The organism is Pseudomonas sp. 05N433 (assembly GCF_056396925.1).
Genome location: NZ_JBFTML010000055.1, coordinates 1 through 24,232, shown reverse-complemented (window position 1 = coordinate 24,232; position 24,232 = coordinate 1). Strand labels below are relative to the sequence as shown.

15 protein-coding genes are annotated in these 24,232 nt (G+C 61.2%); 13 read left to right on the top strand and 2 right to left on the bottom strand.

The window, feature by feature from the left end; genetic code table 11:
- Nucleotides 1-206 precede the first annotated feature (206 nt).
- The 13 genes from AC1DIS_RS24350 to AC1DIS_RS24290 all read left to right on the top strand — a co-directional run bounded on the left by AC1DIS_RS24350 (nucleotide 207) and on the right by AC1DIS_RS24290 (nucleotide 18,588).
- A complete protein-coding gene (locus AC1DIS_RS24350; RefSeq protein WP_018926116.1) occupies nucleotides 207-653 on the top strand; it encodes a DUF411 domain-containing protein in 447 nt (148 codons plus the stop codon).
- Entirely contained in the window at nucleotides 653-1,087 is a 435-nt protein-coding gene (locus AC1DIS_RS24345) for a YqaA family protein (protein WP_477743016.1), read from the top strand. Before AC1DIS_RS24350 ends, AC1DIS_RS24345 begins: the two co-directional genes overlap by 1 nt.
- Before the next feature lie 235 nt (nucleotides 1,088-1,322).
- Nucleotides 1,323-2,366 (top strand): alpha/beta fold hydrolase, encoded by a 1,044-nt coding sequence (locus tag AC1DIS_RS24340; protein WP_477781129.1) that lies wholly within the window; start codon nucleotides 1,323-1,325, stop codon nucleotides 2,364-2,366.
- Nucleotides 2,367-2,379: 13 nt separating this feature from the next.
- Nucleotides 2,380-3,333: a D-2-hydroxyacid dehydrogenase family protein gene (locus tag AC1DIS_RS24335; RefSeq protein WP_477743014.1), complete on the top strand. Its 954-nt coding sequence runs from the start codon at nucleotides 2,380-2,382 to the stop codon at nucleotides 3,331-3,333.
- Nucleotides 3,334-3,903: 570 nt separating this feature from the next.
- The gene (gene glgA, locus AC1DIS_RS24330) at nucleotides 3,904-5,490 is read left to right on the top strand and encodes a glycogen synthase GlgA (protein WP_018926120.1); all 1,587 of its coding nucleotides are present in this window, start codon (nucleotides 3,904-3,906) and stop codon (nucleotides 5,488-5,490) included.
- A 13-nt stretch (nucleotides 5,491-5,503) separates the two neighbouring features.
- The gene (treZ, locus tag AC1DIS_RS24325; protein ID WP_477743013.1) at nucleotides 5,504-7,300 is read left to right on the top strand and encodes a malto-oligosyltrehalose trehalohydrolase; all 1,797 of its coding nucleotides are present in this window, start codon (nucleotides 5,504-5,506) and stop codon (nucleotides 7,298-7,300) included.
- A complete protein-coding gene (gene malQ, locus AC1DIS_RS24320) occupies nucleotides 7,297-9,375 on the top strand; it encodes a 4-alpha-glucanotransferase (RefSeq protein WP_018926122.1) in 2,079 nt (692 codons plus the stop codon). Before treZ ends, malQ begins: the two co-directional genes overlap by 4 nt.
- Nucleotides 9,372-12,158: a malto-oligosyltrehalose synthase gene (locus tag AC1DIS_RS24315; RefSeq protein ID WP_477743012.1), complete on the top strand. Its 2,787-nt coding sequence runs from the start codon at nucleotides 9,372-9,374 to the stop codon at nucleotides 12,156-12,158. The genes malQ and AC1DIS_RS24315 overlap by 4 nt, the downstream gene beginning before the upstream one ends.
- Before the next feature lie 21 nt (nucleotides 12,159-12,179).
- Nucleotides 12,180-12,521, top strand: a complete 342-nt coding sequence (locus AC1DIS_RS24310) for a DUF2934 domain-containing protein (protein WP_111453571.1) — start codon at nucleotides 12,180-12,182, stop codon at nucleotides 12,519-12,521.
- 207 nt (nucleotides 12,522-12,728) lie between these two features.
- Entirely contained in the window at nucleotides 12,729-14,885 is a 2,157-nt protein-coding gene (gene glgX, locus AC1DIS_RS24305; RefSeq protein WP_477781128.1) for a glycogen debranching protein GlgX, read from the top strand.
- Between the two features lie 400 nt (nucleotides 14,886-15,285).
- A complete protein-coding gene (locus AC1DIS_RS24300) occupies nucleotides 15,286-16,044 on the top strand; it encodes a PIG-L deacetylase family protein (RefSeq protein ID WP_018926126.1) in 759 nt (252 codons plus the stop codon).
- A 252-nt stretch (nucleotides 16,045-16,296) separates the two neighbouring features.
- Nucleotides 16,297-17,097, top strand: coding sequence for an endonuclease/exonuclease/phosphatase family protein (locus tag AC1DIS_RS24295; protein ID WP_018926127.1), 801 nt, complete (start codon nucleotides 16,297-16,299; stop codon nucleotides 17,095-17,097).
- A 426-nt stretch (nucleotides 17,098-17,523) separates the two neighbouring features.
- Nucleotides 17,524-18,588 (top strand): autotransporter domain-containing protein, encoded by a 1,065-nt coding sequence (locus AC1DIS_RS24290; protein ID WP_477743010.1) that lies wholly within the window; start codon nucleotides 17,524-17,526, stop codon nucleotides 18,586-18,588.
- Nucleotides 18,589-18,697: 109 nt separating this feature from the next.
- Here AC1DIS_RS24290 and glgB read toward each other — a convergent pair whose 3' ends face one another.
- Complete coding sequence (glgB, locus tag AC1DIS_RS24285) at nucleotides 18,698-20,929, bottom strand: 1,4-alpha-glucan branching protein GlgB (RefSeq protein ID WP_477743009.1); 2,232 nt, start codon at nucleotides 20,927-20,929, stop codon at nucleotides 18,698-18,700.
- Between the two features lie 2 nt (nucleotides 20,930-20,931).
- On the bottom strand, nucleotides 20,932-24,232 hold a 3,301-nt coding region (gene treS / locus AC1DIS_RS24280), incomplete at its 5' end, for a maltose alpha-D-glucosyltransferase (protein ID WP_477781127.1).

Genomic DNA, 24,232 nt, shown 5'->3' with positions numbered 1-24,232 from the left:
GTTCGTAAGTCCCCCTGAGCGCCGGTTTTCGACGCTCAGACGGCACACCTGACATTTTTGTCATTCCTCGCTCATTCAGCTGACAGCATCAACCTGCGATGATCTGGCCAGCCGACCTTGTATAACTTAGAAACACTCGCGCAATGCCCAGTCGGATAAAAGAGTCAAAATGCACCTTTTTGGCCGTAACCCGAGACGAGACTCCCATGCGAACCCACCTGCGTCTGGCCGCCCTGAGCGCCCTCTTCATCTCCTCCCTGGCCCAGGCCGCCGACCTGATCCCGATCGAAGTGCACCGCGACGCCAATTGCGGCTGCTGCAAAAAATGGGTCAGCCATCTGGAAGCCAACGGCTTCAAGGTCGAAGACCACGTCGAAGCCGATATGAGCCAGTTCAAGCAACAACACGGCGTACCGCCTCGCCTGGCGTCGTGCCACACCGCCTTGATCAACGGCAAGTTCGTCGAAGGCCATGTGCCGGCCGACCAAGTGCTGGCCTTGAGCAAACGTGACGATCTGTTGGGAGTTGCAGCCCCCGGTATGCCGATGGGCTCGCCCGGGATGGAAATGGACGGCATGAGCGATGCCTATCAGGTGATCGGCCTGCAAAAGGATGGCACTGACGTGGTGGTGGCGGACTACCCCGCCCATTGATGTTCGGTGCCTACATCGGGTTGTTTCTCGCGGCGTTCGGCGCCGCGAGCCTGCTGTCCTTGCAGTCCGAAGCGGTGCTGGTGGGGTTGTTGCTCAGCGACCGGTATTGGCTCTGGTCGCTGTTGGCAGTGGCAACGCTGGGCAACGTGCTGGGGTCGCTGCTGAACTGGTGGCTGGGACGCGGCATCGAGCGGTTTCGCGAGCGGCGCTGGTTTCCGGTCAGCCCTCGTCATCTTCAACAAGCCCAAATACATTATCTGCGCTACGGTCATTGGTCCTTGCTGCTGAGTTGGGTACCGATCATCGGCGACCCGCTGACGCTGGTGGCCGGCGTCATGCGCGAACCGCTGGGGCGTTTCCTGATGATCGTGACCCTCGCCAAGGGTGCCCGCTATGGCGTACTGGCAATGGCCACGTTGGGCTCGATGGGTTGAACGAAAGGCCCCGTGTATCGGCGTTCGGCGGCGAAGCCTTCGTGAATCCGGCTGACGCAGTTTGCCTGATGCACTGAAAGCTCTGGTTTGACGACTGCTACGCAGCCGAACGCAGCCTCGCAGGCTCGGCAGCTGCTACAAAAAGAGTGCATCGCGAGGGGAATGGCTTGACTGCGTTTAATGTCACCCTAATCACGCCAATCCAGCATCGGCGGATTTCCTGTGGAGTTTCCCCATGTCGCCCATCCTTTCCCGCTGGTTACCCGGCCTGCTGCTAACGGCGGCACTGCCGGTTCTCGTTTATGCCCAGAACCAGGCCCAGGCCGAAACACCAGAATACGGCCTGGAACTCCAGGGCTTTGACTACCCCTACACGGTCAAGCATTTCGCCTTTCAATCCCAGGGCAAATCCCTGCAAATGGGCTACATGGACGTTGCCGCCCAAGGCAAGGCCAATGGCCGCAGCGTGGTGTTGATGCATGGCAAGAATTTCTGCGCAGCCACCTGGGACAGCTCGATCAAGGCACTGAGCGAGGCCGGTTACCGGGTCATCGCCCCGGACCAGATCGGCTTCTGCACCTCCAGTAAACCGGACCACTATCAGTACAGTTTCCAGCAACTGGCGAGCAACACTCAGYAACTGCTCAAAGCCCTCGGCATACAAAAGGCGACCCTGCTCGGCCACTCCACCGGCGGCATGCTCGCCACCCGCTATGCGCTGCAATACCCCGATCAGGTCGAACAACTGGCGCTGGTCAACCCCATCGGCCTGGAAGACTGGAAAGCCCTCGGCGTGCCATATCGCACGGTCGATCAATGGTATGAGCGCGAGCTGAAAGTGACCGCGCAAGGTATTCATGACTACCAACGCACCACCTATTACGACGGCCGCTGGAAGCCCGAGTTTGACCGCTGGGTGAACATGTACGCAGGCCTGGCCAAAGGACCGGGCAAAACAGCGGTGGCGTGGAACTCGGCGCTGATTTACGACATGATCTTCAACCAGCCGGTGTACTACGAGTTCAAGGACCTGAAAGTGCCGACCCTGCTGTTGATCGGCACCTCCGACACCACGGCCATCAACAAAGACATCGCACCGCCCGAGGTCAAGGCGAAAATCGGTCATTACGATGTACTCGGCAAGCAAGTGGCGAAGCTGGTCCCCCAGTCGACACTGATTGAATTCCCGGGTCTGGGCCACGCGCCGCAGATGGAGGAGCCGGCGAAGTTTCATCAGGCGTTGCTCGGCTGGCTGAACAAAACCAATCCCGTTCGTTGATGAGGTAAGGCTGATGGCGGTGCAGATTGCGGTGATCGATGACTGGCAGGACGTGGCGCGCGACGTGGTGGACTGGTCAGTGCTGGACAGCATCGGCCAGGTGAGTTTTTTCCATGACTACCCGGCCGATAACGAAACCCTGGCCGAGCGCCTGGGCGCATTCGAGGTGATCTGTGTGATGCGCGAGCGCACCCGGTTCGACGAAGACCTGCTGCGCCGCTTGCCCACCCTCAAACTGTTGGTCACCGGCGGCATGCGCAACGCCGCCCTGGACCTTAAGGCCGCCGCCGCGCTGGGCATCCAGGTCTGCGGCACCGACAGCTACAAACATGCCGCGCCAGAACTGACCTGGGCACTGATCATGGCCGCGACCCGCAACCTGGTGGCCGAAGCCAACGCCTTGCGCGCGGGCTTTTGGCAGCAAGGCCTGGGTGGCGACTTGCAGGGCAAGACGCTGGCGATCCTCGGCCTGGGCAGTATCGGTCAACGGGTTGCCCAATTCGGCCAGGTGTTCGGCATGCGCGTCATTGCGTGGAGCGAAAACCTCAACAGTGAACGAGCGGCCGAAGTCGGCGTGACCTATGTCAGCAAGCAGGAACTGTTCGAGCAGGCCGATGTGCTGTCGGTCCATCTGGTGCTCAGCGAGCGCAGCCGAGGGCTGGTGGACGCTCAGGCGCTGGACTGGATGAAGCCCACGGCATGGCTGGTCAATACCGCGCGCGGGCCGATTGTCGATGAAGCGGCACTGATCAAGGCCCTGCAGAAAAAACGCCTGGCGGGCGCAGCTCTGGACGTGTTCGAGCACGAGCCGTTGCCCCGCCATCATCCCTTCAGAACGCTGGACAATGTGTTGGCCACGCCCCATGTCGGGTACGTCAGCCGACAGAACTATCAGCTGTTCTTTTCGCAGATGATCGAGGACATTCAGGCTTGGGCGGCCGGGGCGCCGATTCGGTTGCTGGGCTGAGACGGCGTTATCGTTCTTCGCGGGCAAGCCGCGCGCCCACATGTGAAATGCATTCCCCTGTGAGAGCGAGGCCTGCCCGCGAAGAGTCCCTCAAATCCACCACACCCTCCTAAATCCTGCGCACCGCAATGGTGCAACCCCTATTCCATCGTGCCCAACTATCGTGACTTCCCGGTCCCGTCTTGACCCACCCAAAAAAACAAACCTGCCCTTCGTCGGTGCGTTTCCCCATAAAGCCCGTGTGTTTTGTACCCTCCCCCAACCGATTGTCGAACAATTTGTCCGGTTGACCACCCCGCTCTAGGTTCTGGCCTAGACTGTTTTCGGGGAATAAAACCGACTGGTCATTCGGTGAAATAAATAGAAACTTTTCGTATTGGCTTCAGGTCAGCTGAAAGGTAGGGCACAGCGACTGGTGCATTCCTTGCAACAGCCACTTCACCCATTGAGCTTCAGCGCATGGGCAGCACTTGCTCACCGATGCGTAGCGCGTTTGCGCCCGGCCACAGGAATTGGCCAACACCGTTTGTGCCAGGTTTGGAATCAGATCAACAACACGGGGAGATGCATATGATCAATACGGCGTTAGATGTTCAGGGAGAACGTGCTCATCAACAGGTCGGCGAAGCCAGCACCGTGGGAGCCCTTACCGCCAAATCGGTCAGCGTCCCGGTCACCAAGGCGTTGGCACCGGTAGTCCGTCAGAATCCCAACAAGAAAAAAGTGTTGTTCGTCACCTCGGAGATTGCCGATCTGGTGAAGACCGGTGGCCTGGGAGACGTTTCCGCCGCGCTGCCGCGAGCCATGGCTCACCTGCACGATGTCCGGGTGTTGATCCCCGGTTACCCGCAAGTGCTGAACAGCGAAAATCCAATTCATATCATCGGTGAACTGGGCGGGCACGCCGCGTTGCCGCCCTGCAAGATCGGGCGCATGGACATGCCCGACGGCCTGGTCATTTACGTGTTGATCTGCCCTGAACTGTACGAGCGCGAAGGTTCGCCCTACGGCGCCAACAATGGCCGCGACTGGCCGGACAACCATATTCGTTTCGCCCGCCTGGGGCTTGCGGCCGCCGATATCGCCGCCAACCTCGCACAAATTCACTGGTGCCCGGATCTGGTGCATGCACACGATTGGCCCGCGGGCCTGGCCCCTGCCTATATGCACTGGCGTGGCCAACGCACCCCGACCCTGTTCACCATCCATAACCTGGCGTACCAAGGCGTCACCAGCCTCGGCTCATGCCCGGAACTCGGTATTCCCGTGCATGCCTTGCAGCAGGAAGGCATGGAGTTTTACGGCAAGATGTCGTTCCTCAAGGCTGGCATGGCCTACTCGAGCCACATCACCACCGTCAGCGCCACATATGCCCAGGAAATCACCACGCCGGCCTTCGGCTGCGGCCTCGACGGTTTTCTCGCCGCCAAGACCCAGCAAGGTCTGCTCAGCGGGATTCCCAATGGCATCGATGAAAGCTGGGACGCAGCCACCGATCCGCACCTGTTCCACCCGTTCGGCATCGGCGACTGGGACGGCAAAGCGGTCAACGCGGCGCACGTTCGCCGGTTATTCGGCCTGGATGATTCCGAAGGCCCGCTGTTCGCCGTGGTCTCGCGGCTTGTCTACCAGAAAGGCCTGGACCTGACCGAAGCGGTGGCCGAATACATTGTCGCCAATGGCGGCCAGATTGCGATTATCGGCCGCGGCGAACCGGAAGAAGAACAAGCCATGCGTGAGCTGGCGTTGCGCTTCCCCGGGCAAATCGGCGTGCACATCGGCTTCAATGAAACCGACGCCCGCCGGATGTTTGCCGGCAGTGATTTCCTGCTGATGCCTTCGCGTTACGAACCTTGCGGCCTGAGCCAGATGTACGCCCAGCGCTTCGGTTCATTGCCGGTGGCGCGCAATACCGGCGGCCTGGCCGACACCATTGAAAACGGCGTGACCGGTTTTCTTTTCGACGAATCCACCGTGGAGAGCTATCGCGAAGCCCTGAGCCGCGCGTTCAAGGTGTTCGCCTTCCCCGGCCTGCTCAACGCCATGCGTTGCCGGGCCATGGCGGCGCCTTTCAACTGGTGCAAGGCGGTCGAACCCTACGCCGAACTCTACGAACAACTGGTGGCTAAAGCGCTGGGTAAATCGGGCAAACAGTAAGAGGTTTTCAACGATGCCGTTACGGACTCTTGAAACCTGGCCCCACGGCGCAATCATGCTGGACGCTGAACACACGCGTTTTGCCTTGTGGGCGCCAGATGCGTTTTACGTCAGTCTTGAACTGGAAAACGGACAATCCCTGCCGCTGCTGCCTCAGGCCGACGGCTGGTTTGTGATCAAGACCCGCTGTCCCGCGGGTACCCGCTACCGCTACAACATCGATGGCGAACTGGAGGTGCCGGACCCGGCCTCCCGCGCCCAGGCGGGCGATATCGACAGCCCCAGCGTGGTGGTCGATCCCCTCGCCTATCGCTGGCAGCACAGTGCCTGGCAAGGTCGGCCATGGAACGAGGCGGTGATCTACGAACTGCATGTCGGTGCGCTCGGCGGTTTCAGCGAGGTCGAGCAGCATCTGGCGCGCTTGGTCGAGTTGGGGATTACCGCCATCGAACTGATGCCGTTGGCGCAGTTTCCCGGCGAGCGCAATTGGGGCTATGACGGGGTTCTGCCTTACGCACCGCAGGCCTCCTACGGTTCGCCCGAACAACTCAAACACCTGATCGATACGGCCCACGGCTATGGCCTGGCGGTGATTCTCGACGTGGTCTACAACCACTTCGGCCCGGACGGCAATTACCTGCATCGCTACGCCAAAGGTTTTTTCCGCGAAGACCAACACACGCCGTGGGGCGCAGCCATCGACTTCCGCCGGCGCGAGGTGCGTGACTTCTTTATCGACAATGCGCTGATGTGGTTGCTGGAGTACCGTTTCGACGGCCTGCGCCTGGATGCAGTGCATGCCATCGAAGACCCGGACTTCCTTCAAGAGCTGGCGCAACGGGTTCGCCAACATATCAATCCGGCGCGGCATGTGTGGCTGATGGCGGAAAACGAGCACAACCAGGCCAGCCTGCTGGAGCAAGGTTTTGACGCGCAGTGGAACGACGACGCTCATAACGCCCTGCACGTGTTGCTTACCGGTGAAACCGATGCCTATTACGCCGACTATGCCCAAAACCCCACCGAACAACTCGCCCGTTGCCTGAGCCAGGGCTTCGTGTTTCAAGGCCATATCACCCGCCACGGTACGCCGCGCGGTGAGCCGAGCGGTCACTTGCCGCCGACGGCCTTCGTGCTTTTTTTGCAGAACCACGACCAGATCGGCAACCGCGCCTTTGGTGAGCGCTTGCATCAACTGGCCCGGCCTGAGGCCCTCTGTGCCGCCACCGTGTTACTGCTGTTGTCGCCGATGATTCCGCTGATGTTCATGGGCGATGAGTTCACCGCCGAACAACCGTTCCTGTTTTTCACCAGCCACCATGGTGAGCTGGCGGAGTTGGTGCGCGAAGGTCGACGCAACGAATTCGCGGCCTTCAGCGCCTTTGCCGACCCGCACAAACGCGAGCAGATTCCCGACCCGAACGCGATGCAGACTTTCGAAGCGTCGCGGCCGAAGCTGACCGCCACCCGGCAACCGGCCATTCATGAGCTGTATCGTCGACTGCTGCAAATCCGCCATCAACACATCATCCCGCAGTTGCCCGGCGCCCACGCGCTGGGGGCGCAGGTACTGGCCGAGGGCGCGGTGTCGGCACGCTGGCGGCTGGGCGATGGCAGTCAGTTGCGCATTGACCTGAACCTCAGCGACGCAGCCGTGGTCCACTCCCCACAGGCCGACGCGACACTGCTGTTCGAATACCCGCCGCACTCGGCCGGTCTGTTGGATCAGGGCACCCTTGCCCCGTATTGCGCGCTCGTCAGCCTCACAGCCGCAGCCCCTTTGCTACCCCCGGATGGAGAGCGACCATGAGCGATGCGCAACTGGAAATACTGGCCAGCCGAGCCGGCCTGGCCGTCGACTGGATCGACGCCAACGGCCGTCCACAAAAAGTCACGCCGGCGGTGCTGCGTTCAGTGCTGGCCGGGCTTGGCCATCCCGCCAGCACCGCCCAGGAAATCGACGCCAGCCTGCTGCAACTGCTGGAGGCACAGCAAACCCGGCACCTGCCGCCGCTGCTGACCTGCGACGTTGGTGTCGGTCTTGATCTGGCCCACTACTTTGCACCGCAAACCCCGTGTGAGATCCATCTCGAAGACGGCTCGCGGCTCAACCTCAAGCTCGATGACAACGCTGTTTTGCCCGGTTTGGTGCCGGTGGGTTATCAGCACGTCAGCATCGACGATCAGTCGTTCACCCTGGCGGTGGCGCCCGAGCGCTGCTACAGCGTCGGCGAAGCCGTTGACAGTCAAACCCCGCGCGCCTGGGGCCTGAGCGTGCAATTGTATTCGCTGCGCCGCCCCGGCGATGGCGGTTTCGGCGATACCCAGGCCCTCGAAGATCTGGCCCGGGTGGCCGGCGAACGGGGCGCCGAAGCATTAGCGATCAGCCCGCTGCATGCGATGTTCAGCGGCGACACCCAGCGCTACAGCCCTTACTCGCCGTCCAGCCGTCTGTTTCTCAATAGCCTGTACGCAGCGCCCGGCGCGATTCTCGGTGAGCGTGCCCTGCGCACCGCAATCGACGCCACGGGCCTGGCTGGCGAACTCAAGCATCTGGAAACCTTACAGCTCATCGACTGGCCCACCGCCGCCGAGGCCAAACATCGCTTGCTGGAAGCCTTGTACGAAGGATTCACCCACGGCGCACACCCCTTGCATGCCGACTTCAGCAGCTTCCGTCACGCCGGTGGCGAAGCGCTGGAAAATCATTGCCGCTTCGAAGCGATCCAGGAAGCCCGTGCAAGGCGCGGTGAAAGCCTCGACTGGCGCGAGTGGCCCGAGCAATGGCGTAACCCGCGCAGCGCCGCTCTGGCGCAATTTGCCGAAGAGAACTCGGCCCGCATCGGCTATTACGCATTCTGCCAATGGCTGATTGCGCGCAGCCTGGAGCGCGCACAAACCGCCGCCCGTGGTGCCGGCATGGGCATCGGCCTGATCGCCGACCTGGCGGTGGGCGCTGACGGCGGCGGCAGCCAGGCCTGGAGTCGCCAGGACGAATTACTCGCCTCGCTGACAGTGGGTGCGCCACCCGACATCCTCAACCGCACTGGCCAGGGCTGGGGGATTTCCGCGTTTTCCCCCGAAGGTCTGGTGCGTAACGGCTTTCGCGCGTTCATCGAAATGCTGCGGGCCAATTTCGCCCATGCCGGCGGCCTGCGCATCGATCACGTCATGGGCCTGCAACGGCTATGGGTGATCCCTAAAGACGCACCGCCCAGCGACGGAGCGTACCTTTATTATCCGGTGGATGATCTGCTGCGCCTTCTGACCCTCGAATCCCATCGGCATCAGGCCATCGTCCTCGGCGAAGACCTTGGCACCGTGCCTGATGGCCTGCGCGAAAAACTCATCGCGCGCTCGATCCTCGGCATGCGCGTGCTGTTGTTCGAACAGGACAACACACACTTCAAACCGATTCTCGACTGGCCGGACAACGCCCTGGCCACCACCAGCACCCACGACCTGCCGACGCTCAATGGCTGGTGGCATGGCCGCGATATCGACTGGAGCGCACGCCTGGGCCTGGTCGACGCCACGGGTGAAATCGAATGGCGTCAACATCGCGAACGCGAGCGCGAAGGCTTGCGCCGGGTGCTGAGCCAGGACCCGCAAAATTTCCGTGAAGAGTCCCATGAAACCGATCAGGTGCTCGACGCCGCCATCCGCTTCCTCGGTCATACCCGCGCGCCGCTGGTGTTGCTGCCACTGGAGGATGCCCTGGGTATCGAACAGCAGGCCAACCTGCCCGGCACCACCGACACCCACCCCAACTGGTCCCGCCGATTGCCCGGCGACAGCGAAAGCCTGCTCGATGATCCGGACGCCGCCCGCCGCCTGGAACTGCTCGCCTGTGCGCGACTTCAGGCGGCCGAGCGTGACCAATGAATCAACCGCTCAGCCAGCCGCTGCGGGCGACCCTGCGGCTGCAATTTCATAAAGGCTTCACCCTGGATCAAGCGGTGCCACTGGTGCCGTATTTTTCCAGCCTGGGCATCAGCCATCTCTATGCCTCACCGCTGCTCGCCGCCCGCGCCGGCTCCATGCACGGCTACGATGTGGTAGACCCGACCACGGTCAACCCTGAACTGGGCGGCGACGCGGCGTTACGCCGTTTGGTCGCTGCGTTGCGCGAACAGAACATGGGGCTGATCCTCGATATCGTTTCCAACCACATGGCCGTCGGCGGTGGCGACAATCCCTGGTGGCTCGACTTGCTGGAATGGGGACGGCTGAGCCCTTACGGCGAGTTCTTCGACATTCAGTGGCACTCGCCCGACCCGTTGATGGAAGGCCAGTTGCTGCTGCCTTTTCTGGGCAGCGACTACGGCATCGCCTTGCAGGACGGCACCCTGCCCTTGCGTTTCGATGCCCGGCGCGGCGCCTTTCATGTCGTGCACTATGAACACCACTTCCCGATATGCCCCACCGACTACGGCGAACTGCTCAAGGCCAATAACCGATTGAATGCCGAGCAGGCTGAACGGCTCAAATCCCTGGCAGATCGCTTCGACACCTTGAGTTATCAGTCCGACGTGTACAGCCTGGCGATTCCACTGAAAGCCGAGCTGCGGGAACTGGCCAGTGATCCGGCCATTCTGCACGCCATCCAGCACACCCTCGACACTTACGACTCGCTCACTCCCGACGGTTTCCAGCGCCTGCATAACCTGCTGGAGCGCCAGAGTTATCGCCTGGCCAGTTGGCGCACCGCGGCGGACGACATCAACTGGCGGCGCTTTTTCGATATCAATGAACTGGGCGGCCTGCGCGTCGAACGGCCGGCGGTGTTCGAAGCGACCCATGCAAAAATCTTCGAGCTGGTGGCCGAAGGTCTGGTCGACGGACTGCGCATCGACCACATCGACGGCCTCGCCGACCCGCGTGGCTACTGCCGCAAACTGCGACGTCGAGTCGATCGAATGGCACCCGGCCGACACCTGCCGATCTACGTCGAGAAGATCCTCGGCGAAGGCGAAACCCTGCACCGCGACTGGTGCGTCGATGGCAGTACCGGTTATGAATTCATGAACCAGTTGTCGCTGCTGCAACACGACCCCGAAGGCACCCAGACCTTGGGTGAACTCTGGAGCCGGCACAGCGAACGGCCCGCCGATTTCCGCCAGGAAGCACAACTGGCGCGCCAGCAGATTCTCAACGGCTCCCTCGCCGGGGATTTCGAAAGTGTTGCCCACGCCCTGTTGCAAGTGGCCCGGGACGACCTGATGACCCGGGACCTGACCCTCGGCGCGATCCGACGGGCCTTGCAGGAACTGATCGTGCACTTCCCGGTGTACCGCACTTACATCAGCCCGTTGGGTCGTGCGGCCCAGGATGACGTGTTTTTCCAGCAGGCCATGGCCGGTGCCAGGCAAACCCTTGGCGAGGCCGACTGGCCGGTGCTCGATTGCCTGGCCGGCTGGCTCGGTGGCCAACCCTGGCGCAAGCGACCGGTGGGCCGTCCACGCAAACTGCTCAAGCATGCCTGCGTGCGCTTCCAGCAACTGACCTCACCGACAGCGGCCAAAGCGGTGGAAGACACCGCGCTTTATCGCTCGGCGGTGCTGCTGTCGCGCAACGATGTCGGCTACAACACCGAGCAGTTCAGCGCCCCGGTTGCCGACTTCCATGCCGCCTGCGCCAATCGCCTCGCCGAGTTCCCCGACAACCTGCTGGCCACCGCGACCCACGACCACAAACGCGGTGAAGACACCCGCGCGCGGCTGGCGGTGTTAAGCGAGCGCAGCGCCTGGTACGCCGAACAGGTCGAGCACTGGCGAACCCTCGCGGGCGAACTGCGCAGCGACCCCGGCGCGCCCTCGGCGGGCGACGAGCTGATTCTCTATCAAGCAATCCTCGGCAGTTGGCCACTGGAATTGTGTAGCGACGATCAACCTGCGCTCGAGGACTACGCCAAACGCCTCTGGCAGTGGCAACGCAAAGCCCTGCGCGAAGCCAAGTTGCAAAGCAGCTGGAGCGCGTCAAACGAGGCATATGAACAGGCGACCCACGGGTTTCTCGAACGCCTGCTGCTAAGCCCCGAAGGTCAGCCATTGCGCGCGGCCATCGAGGCAGCCGCTCAATGCATTGCCGTCCCGGGTGCACTGAATGGATTGGCGCAAACCTTGCTGCGAATGACCGTGCCGGGGGTGCCGGATCTCTATCAGGGCAACGAGTTCTGGGACTTCTCGCTGGTCGATCCGGATAACCGCCGGCCGGTGGATTACGTCAGCCGTCAGCAGGCCATGCACCTACCGCTTGACCTGCCCGCTCTGTTGGCGAACTGGCGTGACGGACGCATCAAGCAAACCCTGATCGCCCGGGCGCTGAACCGGCGTGCCGAGCATGCCGAACTGTTTCAAAAAGGCACTTACCAAGCCCTTGAAGTGATTGGCAGCCAGGCTCACCGGGTACTGGCGTTTGCTCGAGAATGGCAGGGAAAACTGGCAATCGTGACCGTACCGATACGTTGTGCCGGACTGCTGGAAAACAGTGCCGCCCCCCGGATTGACGCGTCGCTGTGGGGCGATACCCGAATCAAATTGCCGTTCACCGCCACCGAAGAAAATCTGAAGGGACTTTTTACCAGCGTCGCAGTCACAAAACACAAGGAGCTGATGGTCGGCGCCGCGCTGGGGGATTTCCCGGTCAATCTCTTTACCCAAACTTGAGTTCAGTTCAGGAGCATTGCGATGAGTACCGACGAAAAACGCATTCGCGAATTTGCCTATCAAATCTGGGAATCCGAAGGAAAACCCGAGGGCCAGGAAGCCCGCCATTGGGAGATGGCCTGCAAACTCGCCGAGGCCGAAGCCCTGGCGCCCGGCAAACCAGCCAAAGCGAGCAGCAGCAAAACCGCAAGCAAGCCCGCGGCCAGCAAGCCCGACGGCAAGCTGGTCAATGGCAAGGGCCTCGAAACCAAACCCCGCGCCAAGCCCAAAGCCAAACCCGCTGCCGCTTCGGCAGTGATCCCGCCGGGCGAAAAAACCACAGTGAAAAAGCCGCGCACCGCGCGTAAACCACCCGAGGTCTGACGCTTCACTGTCTTGTCCTGATTTGTGGCGAGGGGGCTTGCCCCCCGTTCGGCTGCGAAGCAGTCGTAAACCAGACGCCACGTTGCTGATTAAAGAATTGCGGTGACTGGTTTAAGGGTCGCTTTGCGACCCAACGGGGCGATGCGGCGTTCCGACAAGCCCCCTCGCCACAGAGCGCCCTCGAAAAATACCGTTGCAGGAGCAGCTATGACCAGTCCAAAGAAAACCGCGCCCGAACCTCACGAGRCCTCGCGAATCCGTGAAGGCTTGCCCTTCCCGCCAGGCGCGACCTGGGATGGCCTGGGGGTCAATTTCGCGCTGTTTTCGGCTCACGCGACCAAGGTCGAACTGTGCATCTTCGACGATGCCGGTGAGGTGGAACTTGAGCGCATCGAGCTGCCGGAATACACCGATGAGACCTACCACGGCTACTTGCCCGACGCCCATCCGGGGCTGATCTACGGCTATCGCGTGTACGGGCCGTACGACCCGGCCAACGGTCATCGCTTCAACCCGAACAAACTGCTGATCGACCCCTATGCCAAACAGTTGGTCGGCCAATTGAAATGGTCCGAAGCGTTGTTCGGCTTCACCATCGGCCACCCCGACGCCGACCTCAGTTTCGATGAGCGCGACAGCGCGCCCTTCGTGCCCAAGTGCAAAGTGATCGACCCGGCCCACACCTGGGGCCATGACCATCGGGTCAGCGTGCCATGGGACAAGACGATCATTTATGAGACTCACGTACGCGGTTTCAGCATGCTTCACCCCGCCGTTCCCGAGAACCTGCGCGGCACCTTCGCCGGGTTGATGGTCGATGATGTGCTGGAACACATCCGCAAGCTCGGCGTATCGACTGTGGAGTTGCTGCCGATCCATGCCTTCGTCAACGACCAGCATCTGCTGCACAAAGGCATGACCAATTATTGGGGTTACAACAGCATTGCGTTCTTTGCCCCGGACCCGCGCTACCTGGCCAGCGGCAAGATCGCCGAGTTCAAGGAGATGGTCGCGCATCTGCACGAGGCCAATCTGGAAGTGATCCTCGACGTGGTCTACAACCACACCGCCGAGGGCAACGAACAAGGCCCGACCCTGTCCATGCGCGGCATCGACAACGCCTCTTACTACCGCTTGAGGCCCGACGACAAACGCTACTACATCAACGATTCCGGCACCGGCAACACCCTGGACCTGAGCCACCCGTGCGTGCTGCAAATGGTCACTGACTCGCTGCGTTACTGGGCCACGGAAATGCACGTGGACGGTTTCCGTTTCGACCTGGCAACCATCCTCGGCCGCTACCATGACGGCTTCGACGAACGGCACAGCTTCCTCGTCGCCTGTCGCCAGGACCCGGTGCTGCGTCAGGTGAAATTGATTTCCGAATCCTGGGACTGTGGCCCCGGCGGTTATCAGGTCGGGAACTTCCCGCCGGGCTGGGTCGAATGGAACGACAAATTCCGCGACACCGTGCGCGCGTTCTGGAAAGGTGACGACGGCCAGCTCGCCGACTTCGCCAGCCGCATGACCGCCTCCGGTGAGATGTTCAACCAGCGCGGCCGTCGACCGTATGCTTCGCTGAACTTCGTCACCGCCCATGACGGCTTCACCCTCAACGATCTGGTGTCGTACAACGACAAGCACAACGAGGCCAACGACGAGAACAATCAGGACGGCAGCAACAACAACCTGTCGTGGAACCACGGCGTCGAAGGCCCCACCGACGATCCCGAGATCAATTCCCTGCGCCTGCGGCAGATGCGCAACTTCTTCGCCACATTGCTGCTGTCCCAGGGTACGCCGATGCTGGTGGCCGGCGACGAGTTCGCCCGCACCCAGAAAGGCAACAACAATGCCTATTGCCAGGACAGCGAGATCGGTTGGGTCAATTGGGACATGAGCGAAGACGGCAAGGCGCTGCTCAAGTTCGTCAAACGCCTGATCAAGTTGCGCCTGGCCTATCCAATCCTGCGGCGCGGGCGCTTCCTGGTGGGTAATTACAACGAAGACATCGGCGTCAAGGACGTGACCTGGCTGGCCCCGGACGGCAGCGAAATGTCCAATGAGCAATGGGAAGAAGGCCACGGTCGCTGCATGGGCATACTGCTCGATGGCCGCGCCCAGGAAACCGGCATTCGCCGCAAGGGTGCCGACGCGACCCTGCTGCTGGTGGTCAACGCGCACCATGACATCGTCAACTTCCTGCTGCCGGAAGTGCCTGACGGCGGTTTCTGGACCTGCATGATCGATACCAATCAACCGTCGATTCGGGGCCAGGAACGCTTTGAGTTTGGTCGCCAATACTCGGTTACCGGCCGTTCGCTGCTGTTGTTTGAACTGCAGCATGAGGAAGAAGAGTGAGAGTGATCACCATAATATCTGTAGCAGCTGCCGAGCCTGCGAGGCTGCGTTCGGCTGCGCAGCCGCCGTAAAACCTGAGTGCACGGTATATCTGCAAGATCGCATCGTTTGACTTCACGACTGCTTCGCAGCCGAACGCAGCCTCGCAGGCTCGGCAGCTGCTACCAAAGGACGGTTTCGGTGACTTTTTGCGAACCCCGACACAGCCAGGGTTAAAAAAACCGCATCAGACCAAAGGCTGAGGCGACGAATAGCGTTTCATGAGCAATACTCTGAACGCGGCAATCCAGGGTTCGGAGCGCCGCACATTGCTATCTACCCGCCTTCACGGGTCTGCCAGGCTTGCTCCCGTAAGCATTGCGCACGACTGAGGGCCAGACAGAACAAGGACGTAGCGCCTATGAGACCGGTTTCCATCAGCGAAAACAGCTTGCCTGCGCAGATCTGGAACAGCGCCCCACAACTGGACAACATCCCCGTCATCAACACCGAAACACTGGTCCCTGCTGGAGCTCGCGCGGTGGTGATCGCCCCGCATCCCGGCGATGAAGTGGTGACTTGCGGTGGCCTGCTGCAACTGTTGTGCTCCCTTGGTCATCCTCTGCAACTGATCTCGATCACCGACGGCAGCGCCAGCCATCCGGGGTCGCGTCAGTGGTCGGAAAAGCGCCTGAGCGTGTTCCGCCCCCAGGAAAGTGTCGAAGCCTTGCGTCGACTCGGCTTGCCGATGCACAGCCTGAAGTGGATTCGCGGCGGCTTCACCGACAACGCTCTGGCCGAGCGAGAGTCTGAATTGACCCAATTCATCGTCCGCTACCTGCGCCCCGGCGATGTGGTGTTCACCACCTGGCGCGAAGACGGCATCGTCGACCACGACGCTGTCGGCCGTGCCAGCGCCAGGGCTGCCGCCCTGGTAGGGGCGACGCTCAACGAAATACCGGTCTGGGCCTGGCACTGGCCGATGCGCGAGCACGGGCTGATCCCCTGGCATCGCGCGCGCAAGCTACGCCTCGACACCTGGACTGTCGCGCGCAAAAGCCACGCCACCTATGCCTACGCCAGCCAGCTCGACGGCGAACCGGCGATCGGCATCGCCCCGCTGCTGCCACGAGTGATTCTGGAACGCATGCGGTTGCCGTATGAAATTGTGTTTGTCTGATGCCATGCAGCAACCGGACTCGTTTGTAGCAGCTGCCGAGCCTGCGAGGCTGCGTTCGGCGGCGTAGCCGTCGTGAATCCGGCTGACGCGGTTTGCCTGCTGCACCGTAGGTTCTGGTTTTACGACGGCTACGCCGCCGAACGCAGCCTCGCGGTGCTCGACAGCTGCTACGGGGTTGTGGTGAATGTGTTTGAACTGCTCGCCCACGCATCAGTCGCATACATACAGCAGCCCTGATTCAGAGGAGTGAACGTGACCCACGATGCCGAACGCCAAGCCGTCGAATCAGTGCCATCGAACACGCCCCCGGCGATTCGCCGACTCAGAGTACTGACGGTCAATACTCACAAGGGTTTCACCGCCCTCAACCGACGTTTCATCCTCCCGGAACTGCGCGAAGCGGTACGCAGTACGTCGGCGGACCTGGTGTTTCTGCAGGAAGTGGTCGGTGAGCATGACCGGCATTCTTCCCGTTACAACGACTGGCCACCGACCTCGCAGTACGAATTCCTGGCCGACAGCATGTGGAGCGATTTCGCTTACGGTCGCAACGCGGTCTACCCCGACGGCCATCACGGCAATGCCCTGCTGTCGAAATACCCGATCCGCGAATTTCGCAACCTCGATGTCTCGATCACCGGCCCCGAGCGGCGCGGCTTGCTGCACTGTGTGCTGGATGTGCCGGGCCATGCCGAAGTGCATGCCATTTGCGTGCACCTGAGCCTGTTGGAAAGCCATCGACAACTCCAGCTGCAGTTGCTCTGCCTGTTACTCGAATCGTTGCCAGAGGACGCCCCGGTCATCATTGCCGGCGACTTCAACGACTGGCAGTTGCAAGGCAATGCCACCCTCGCCCGACGCGACTACCTGCATGAAGCATTCGAACGCCACCACGGCCGCCCGGCGAAAACGTACCCGGCACGGTTTCCCCTGCTGCGCCTGGACCGCATCTACCTGCGCAATGCCAGCAGTCATGAGCCGCGCATACTCGGCTACAAGCCCTGGACGCACCTGTCGGACCATTTGCCGCTGGCGGTGGAGGTACGCCTGTAACACCGTCAAGCGACAKGCGCCAAGAACTGCAGCCTGAAGCAGAAAAAATGACAGTAATCACGTCACGGACTTGCTCATGGATTTTGCACTGTTCATCCGTCACGCAACCGATAGCCCACTACCCAATACGTCTGGATTGCACCTTTCAGGATGATTTTTCGTACAAACAACAACTTAGATCAGCGCCAATAATCAGTCACTTACAGAGTCTGAAATAGCCGTACCACTTATCGGCCATTTTCTTGACGCAGCGTCATCGGTCTTCTTAGCTAGTCCTTACTACCCCCGGAAATCCATCAGGGGCAAGCCTCCAGACCCCCGTAAAACGGGCGGGTCGGACCTTGCCTCAATCCATTCGGTCGCCCCTCATTCGGGGTAGGAGAGACGCCACAGCGAGATACGCATGCGATTGCAAGGTAGACCTCCATGAGAACTTCATTCACCCCACAAGAGATAAAATTCACTTTTTGCGTCGTCTCCGGTTCACTCCTGCTGTGCTCATCCATGGAGGTGCGAGCGTCGTCTGCCGAGGACGAAACAACGCCCTGGTACAGCCAGCAACTGCCGACAATTACCTTGCCCTTCGGCTTGGCCACGTATCCCGACCGCTTACGCGTCAACTCAGACTTACCCAGCTCACGCCTGACGATCGAAGACGCCGCCCCCCTGGCCTGGGACCACGTCTATGGCCCGACGTCGCGGCAGGCCCAAACCGATTATCTGGCCCAGGGCACGATCCCCGGAGCCAGCGAATTCAAAGGCCCGGCGCTCCTGACCGTGCAAAGCAACAGCGGTAGTACCCAACGGGTCGGACTGATCGGCGGCACCGCTCAATTCCAGGGTAACGACAACGGCCTGCTGACCAGCCGCGCCCTCGCCGACCCCAGCCATGACACGCTCAACCTTCAAGGCCAAAGCCTGGGTGCCTACTGGAGCCTGACCGGGGCGCAAGGCTGGCACGTCGACTTGACGGCCAGCGGCGGCCGGGTCAGCGGTTTTAGCCGCAACGACCAGGGCGTGCGACAAACCACCGAAGGCAGCGCGATGACAGTGTCGGTGGAAGGTGGTTTCCCGATTGGCCTGGGCGACAACTGGGTGGTTGAACCCCAGGCGCAGTTGATCAATCAACGCATCACGCTGGATACGCCATATGCCGGGTCAGGCAACGCCTCGTCCAGCGACCTGACCTCCTGGAGCGGTCGGGTCGGTGCACGCTTGAAAGGCAATTACGATATCAACGGCCTGCCGGTCGAACCCTATGTGCGGACCAATTTGTGGCACACGGTGTACACGGGCAACACAGTGAGCCTGGATCAGGTCGACAAAATCAGCAGCAGTCGCAATTCATCGACAGTAGACGTGGGTCTGGGGTTGGTGGCCAGAGTGACGCCTTCGGTCAGCCTGTATGTCAGCGCCGACTACAGCAGCAATGTGGTTGAAAATGATTTGAACGGGTTGATTGGCAGCCTTGGGGTGCGGATGCGTTGGTAAAAAAATCAAAAGATCGCAGCCTTCGGCAGCTCCTACAGTTCAACGTTGTCCCGCCCACCTGGGACGGTCCCGATCCTGCAGGAGCTGGCGAAGCCTGCGATCTTTTCGATCAACCCTCCGGTCGCAGAATCAACACCGCCAACGGCGGCAAATTCAACACCAGGGAAAGTGCCTGCCCATGGCTCGGTTCTTCCTCGGTGAACACCCCGCCACCGTTACCGTAATTGGACCCGGCATAGGTGTCGGCGTCGCTGTTGATCAACTCGACCCAGCGCCCGGCAAACGGCACGCCGACGCGGTAGGACTGACGCGGCACCGGGGTGAAGTTGGCCACCACCAATACCGGCCTGCCCTCCTTGCTCCAGCGTAGCCAGGCATAAACGCTGTTGATCGCGTCGTCGCCGATCAACCACTGGAAGCCCTGCGGTACATCGTCCTGATCGTGCAGGGCAGGCTCTTCGCGATACAACCGATTCAAGTCGCCGACCAGCTTGCGCACACCCTGGTGTTCCGGATATTGCAGCAAGTACCAGTCCAGCTGCTGATCGTGATTCCACTCCCGCCACTGGCCGAACTCGCAGCCCATGAACAACAGTTTCTTGCCCGGATGGGTCCACATGAAACTCAGGTAAGCCCGCAGGTTGGCAAACTTCTGCCAACGGTCGCCGGGCATTTTGTCGATCAGCGAATGCTTGCCGTGTACCACTTCGTCGTGGGAAATCGGCAGGATGAAACGCTCGGACCAGGCATACACCAGGCCGAAACTCAGTTCGTTGTGATGATGGGCGCGGTACACCGGATCCTGCTGAATGTAATGCAGCGAATCGTGCATCCAGCCCATGTTCCACTTATAGGCAAAACCCAGCCCGCCCTGTTGCGTGCTCTGGCTGACACCCGGCCACGCCGTGGATTCTTCGGCAATCACCAGTGCGCCCGGTGCTTCCAGTGCCACTACGTCGTTGAGATGGCGCAGAAAATCGATGGCTTCCAGGTTTTCCCGACCGCCGTGACGGTTGGGCACCCACTCGCCGGCCTTGCGCGAATAATCGCGATACAGCATCGACGCCACCGCATCGACCCGCAGGCCATCGACGTGGAAATGCTTGAGCCAGTGCAGCGCCGACGCCAACATGTAGCCGTGTACCTCGGTGCGGCCCAGGTTGTAGATCAGCGTGTCCCAGTCCTGGTGAAAACCCTCCATGGGGTTGCCGTATTCGTACAACGCCGTGCCGTCGAATTGCGCCAGGCCATGGGTGTCGGTGGGGAAATGCGCCGGCACCCAATCGAGGATCACGCCGATTTCGGCCTGGTGGCAGGCGTTGATGAAAGCAGCGAAGTCATCCGGCGAGCCGTAACGGGCGCTCGGGGCGAATTGCGACAGCAGTTGATAACCCCAGGAGCCACCGAACGGATGTTCCATGATCGGCATCAGTTCGATGTGGGTGAAACCCAGCTCTTTGACGTACGGAATCAGCCGCTCGGCCAGTTCAGGCCAGGTGTACTGACGGGCGACTTCGCCCAGGTCATCCAGCTCGCATTGCCAGGAACCGGCGTGCAACTCGTAGATCGACAGCGGTGCGCTGGTTCGCTGACGCTCGCTGCGGGACAGCATCCAGTCCTGGTCCTGCCAGTCGACTTTCAGCGGCGAGGCGACTTTTGATGCGGTATCCGGCGGCAGCGCGGTGGCCAGGGCCACCGGGTCGGCCTTGAGCGGCAGAATGCCGTGGGCGCCGAGGATTTCGTATTTGTAGGCCTCCCCCGCTTGCAGGCGCGGGATGAACAACTCCCAGACCCCAGTGGGATGGCGCAGGCGCATCGGATGCCGACGACCGTCCCAGACGTTAAAATCGCCGACCACCGAGACCCTTCTGGCGTTCGGCGCCCACACGGCGAAGCGCACACCCTCCACGCCATCGACTGTCTTCAGTTGCGCACCGAGGCAACTGCTCAGATCCCGGTGATTGCCCTCGGCGAACAGGTACAAGTCCATCTCGCCAAGTAACGGGCCAAAGCTGTAAGGGTCTTCGGCGAGTTGCTCACCGCCGGCCCAACGGGTTCGCAGCAGATAAGGCTGTGCCCGCTCGAAGTGCCCGACGAACAACCCCGGCGTCTGGGTCGCCTCAAGGCTGCCGAGTTCTTCTCCGGAGGCCTTGTCCACCACTTGCACACTCAAGGCATCCGGCAGATACGCCCGAATGAATTGCCCGCCAGCGCCATCGCTGTGCGGGCCGAGAATTGCGAAGGGATCCTGATGTTCGGCGCGTACCAATGCGTCGATATCCCGCGCCTTGGGCAGCAGCGCCTCTTTAACGTGCCCCTGTTCCTTGTTCGAGAAACTCATGACTACTCTCCACCAAGATCGGAAAAGGGTTTAAGCCCACTCAATAATCCATATAAACCGTGCAACGGCACCGGTAGCCAAGTGGGGCGGTTTTCAGCCTCATAGGCCACTTCGTAAGCCGCCTTCTCCAGACCGAACAACGCCAGCGCAGCATCCTCGCCTTCAGGATCTTGCCATGCATGAGCAAGACTAGCTGCCGCCAGCCGATAAGCGTCGACAAATGATTGTCGCGCCTCTTTCAAATAGCGATCGGCGACCCGTTGACGCGCCGCCTGGGCATCCGCCGTGTTGTCGACGTTGTGTACATTTATCGCCATCGCCGCGGCGTAATCGAAGGAGCGCAACACGCCGCTGACGTCTTTATAGGGGCTGTGTTTACCGCGGCGCTCACACAGCGGCCGCGCGGGTTCACCCTCAAAATCGATCAGATAAGCATCACCCTTGATCACCAGCACTTGCCCCAGGTGCAAGTCGCCATGGACGCGGATACGCAAGCCGCCAGCGGCCTTTTTGCCCAGCTCCTGGATATGTCCGAGGATGGCTTTCTTGTTGTCCAGCAAGCGGCTGACCAATGTCTGGTCCGCCACGCTCAGTTCGGTTTGATGTTGCTTGAGCAGCTTCAGTGCATGCTCCAGCTGCGCCGCCACGTCCTTGGCCGAGGCCAGGGCATCTTTCTGACTCATGATGTGTGGGGCAAAGTCCGGGTTGGCGCTCGGGGTCGCCAGTACCTGATGCATCTCCCCCAGGCGCTGGCCGAGCATGCCGGCAAAATCCTTCAGCTCGCCGAGGGCGTTGTAGTGCTGTTCCTGCTCGGACACGGCATCGGCGAGCTCGTCACGAAGCGCCCGTTCGAGGTTGTTCTGGGTCCATTCCCACGCGTCGCCCTGATTGCTCAAGTAACCTTGGGCGATCATCAACAGCGTGTCCTCGCCCGCCGCATCGCGACGAATCACCGCTCCCAACAGCGGCGAAATATTTTTGAAACCGGCATGGGTCAGGTACGCGCTCATTTCCAGTTCCGGGTGCACCCCTGACGCGACCTTGCGGATTAGCTTCAGCACCAGGCTGGTGCCGATCACCACCGAACTGTTGGATTGCTCGGCAGACAGGTAACGCACCTGCGACTCGGCACTCAGCCCCAGTTTGGCCAATTCATCAGTAGGCTCGAAACGGATCTCGCCACCGTCCGAGGGCAACACCGTACTGGCCTGCATGCCCTGCAACACTGCATGAACAAAGCTGTCGAGGCTGAAGGCGTCGGTGATCAGGCCGACCTGACGACCGCGACGGACCCTGGCCAGCGCCAATTGCTGCGGCAACGCGGCGCCGACCTGTTCCTCGGAAATAAAGCCGAATGGCAATTGATAGCGGCTGGTCTGGCCAGCGCTGGTGACGTCGATTTCACTCAACAGCACCGGATGCTGCGGGTCGCCGAAGCGCACGCCGTAAGCGAGGTTGACGCTGTCGATGGTGCCGTCCTTGCCGGCGAACCAGCGGCGATTCTGCAACCAGCTCGGCAAAATGCCCTGCTCCAGTGACTGCCGAGACGGCGCTTCGAGCAGCTCTTCCATGCGCTGCTTCAGCACCAGCGTGGTGAAGTCCGGCAGGCTTTGCGCCGGCTCCACGTGCCAGCTCGGCATCTGGTTCTCCGCTGCCAGGCCGAACCAATAGAAGCCGTAAGGCGCCAGCGTCAGCAGGAAATTCAACTGGCCGATCGGCGGGAACGCATTGCCGCCGAGCATCTCCACCGGGACCATGCCGACATACGCCGACAGATCCAGCTCCGCCGCTTGCGCGCTGCGGGACACGTTGGCCACGCACAGAATGATCTCGTGCTTGCCGTCCGCGCCGGTGAATTCACGGGTGTAAGCCAGGATCCGGCGATTGCTCGGCGACAGCATCTTCAGCGTGCCGCGACCGAAGGCCTTGGACTGCTTGCGTATCGCGAGCATGCGCCGGGTCCAGTTCAACAATGAATGAGGGTCGCCGGCCTGGGTTTCGACGTTGACCGACAGATAGCCATACTGCGGGTCCATGATCGGCGGCAACACCAGACTGGCCGGGTCGGCGCGGGAGAAGCCGCCGTTACGGTCGATCGACCACTGCATCGGCGTGCGCACACCGTCGCGGTCGCCGAGGTAAATGTTGTCACCCATGCCGATTTCATCGCCGTAATACAGGGTCGGCGTGCCGGGCATCGACAGCAACAGACTGTTGAGCAACTCCACGCGACGACGATCGCGTTCCATCAACGGCGCCAGACGCCGGCGAATCCCCAGGTTGATCCGCGCCCGACGGTCGGCCGCGTAGTAATTCCACAGGTAATCGCGCTCCTTGTCGGTGACCATTTCCAGGGTCAATTCATCGTGGTTGCGCAGGAAAATCGCCCACTGGCAGTTGGCAGGGATTTCCGGAGTCTGGCGCAGAATGTCGGTAATCGGGAAACGATCTTCCTGGGCCAGCGCCATGTACATGCGCGGCATCAGCGGGAAGTGAAACGCCATGTGGCATTCGTCGCCGTTCTGGCCTTTGGCGTCGGTGTTACCAAAATACAGCTGAGTGTCTTCCGGCCACTGATTGGCCTCGGCCAGCAGCATGCGATCGGGGTAATTGGCGTCGATCTCGGCGCGGATCTGCTTGAGGACGTCGTGGGTCTCGGGGAGGTTTTCGTTGTTGGTGCCGTCGCRCTCGATCAGGTACGGGATCGCGTCCAGCCGCAGGCCGTCGATGCCCATGTCGAGCCAGTAGCGCATCACCGACAGCACCGCTTTCATCACTTGCGGGTTGTCGAAATTCAGGTCCGGCTGGTGGGAATAGAAGCGGTGCCAGAAGTACTGACCGGCCACCGGGTCCCAGGTCCAGTTGGACTTCTCGGTGTCGAGAAAGATGATGCGGGTGCCGTCGTATTTCTGATCGTTATCGGACCAGACATAGAAGTCGCGGGCCGCCGAGCCGGGCTTGGCCTTGCGCGCGCGCTGGAACCAGGCGTGCTGGTCCGAGGTGTGGTTGATGACCAGTTCGGTGATCACCCGCAGACCGCGTTTATGGGCTTCGGAAATGAAGCGTTTGGCATCGGCCAGGGTGCCGTAGTCGGGGTGCACGCCACGGTACTCGGCGATGTCGTAGCCATCGTCGCGTCGTGGCGAGGGGTAGAACGGCAACAGCCAGATGGTGTTGACGCCCAGATCGGCAATGTAATCGAGCTTGGCGATAAGGCCGGGAAAGTCGCCGATCCCGTCATTGTTGGAGTCGAAAAAAGACTTAACGTGAACCTGGTAGATCACCGCATCCTTGTACCAGAGC

What these genes read in the sequence shown, in the direction of transcription:
- AC1DIS_RS24350 (WP_018926116.1), top strand. Translation starts at nt 207, where the DNA reads ATGCGAACCCACCTGCGTCTGGCCGCCCTGAGCGCCCTCTTCATCTCC.
- AC1DIS_RS24345 (WP_477743016.1), top strand. Translation starts at nt 653, where the DNA reads ATGTTCGGTGCCTACATCGGGTTGTTTCTCGCGGCGTTCGGCGCCGCG.
- AC1DIS_RS24335 (WP_477743014.1), top strand. Translation starts at nt 2,380, where the DNA reads ATGGCGGTGCAGATTGCGGTGATCGATGACTGGCAGGACGTGGCGCGC.
- glgA (WP_018926120.1), top strand. Translation starts at nt 3,904, where the DNA reads ATGATCAATACGGCGTTAGATGTTCAGGGAGAACGTGCTCATCAACAG.
- treZ (WP_477743013.1), top strand. Translation starts at nt 5,504, where the DNA reads ATGCCGTTACGGACTCTTGAAACCTGGCCCCACGGCGCAATCATGCTG.
- malQ (WP_018926122.1), top strand. Translation starts at nt 7,297, where the DNA reads ATGAGCGATGCGCAACTGGAAATACTGGCCAGCCGAGCCGGCCTGGCC.
- AC1DIS_RS24315 (WP_477743012.1), top strand. Translation starts at nt 9,372, where the DNA reads ATGAATCAACCGCTCAGCCAGCCGCTGCGGGCGACCCTGCGGCTGCAA.
- AC1DIS_RS24310 (WP_111453571.1), top strand. Translation starts at nt 12,180, where the DNA reads ATGAGTACCGACGAAAAACGCATTCGCGAATTTGCCTATCAAATCTGG.
- AC1DIS_RS24300 (WP_018926126.1), top strand. Translation starts at nt 15,286, where the DNA reads ATGAGACCGGTTTCCATCAGCGAAAACAGCTTGCCTGCGCAGATCTGG.
- AC1DIS_RS24290 (WP_477743010.1), top strand. Translation starts at nt 17,524, where the DNA reads ATGAGAACTTCATTCACCCCACAAGAGATAAAATTCACTTTTTGCGTC.
- glgB (WP_477743009.1), bottom strand. Translation starts at nt 20,929, where the DNA reads ATGAGTTTCTCGAACAAGGAACAGGGGCACGTTAAAGAGGCGCTGCTG.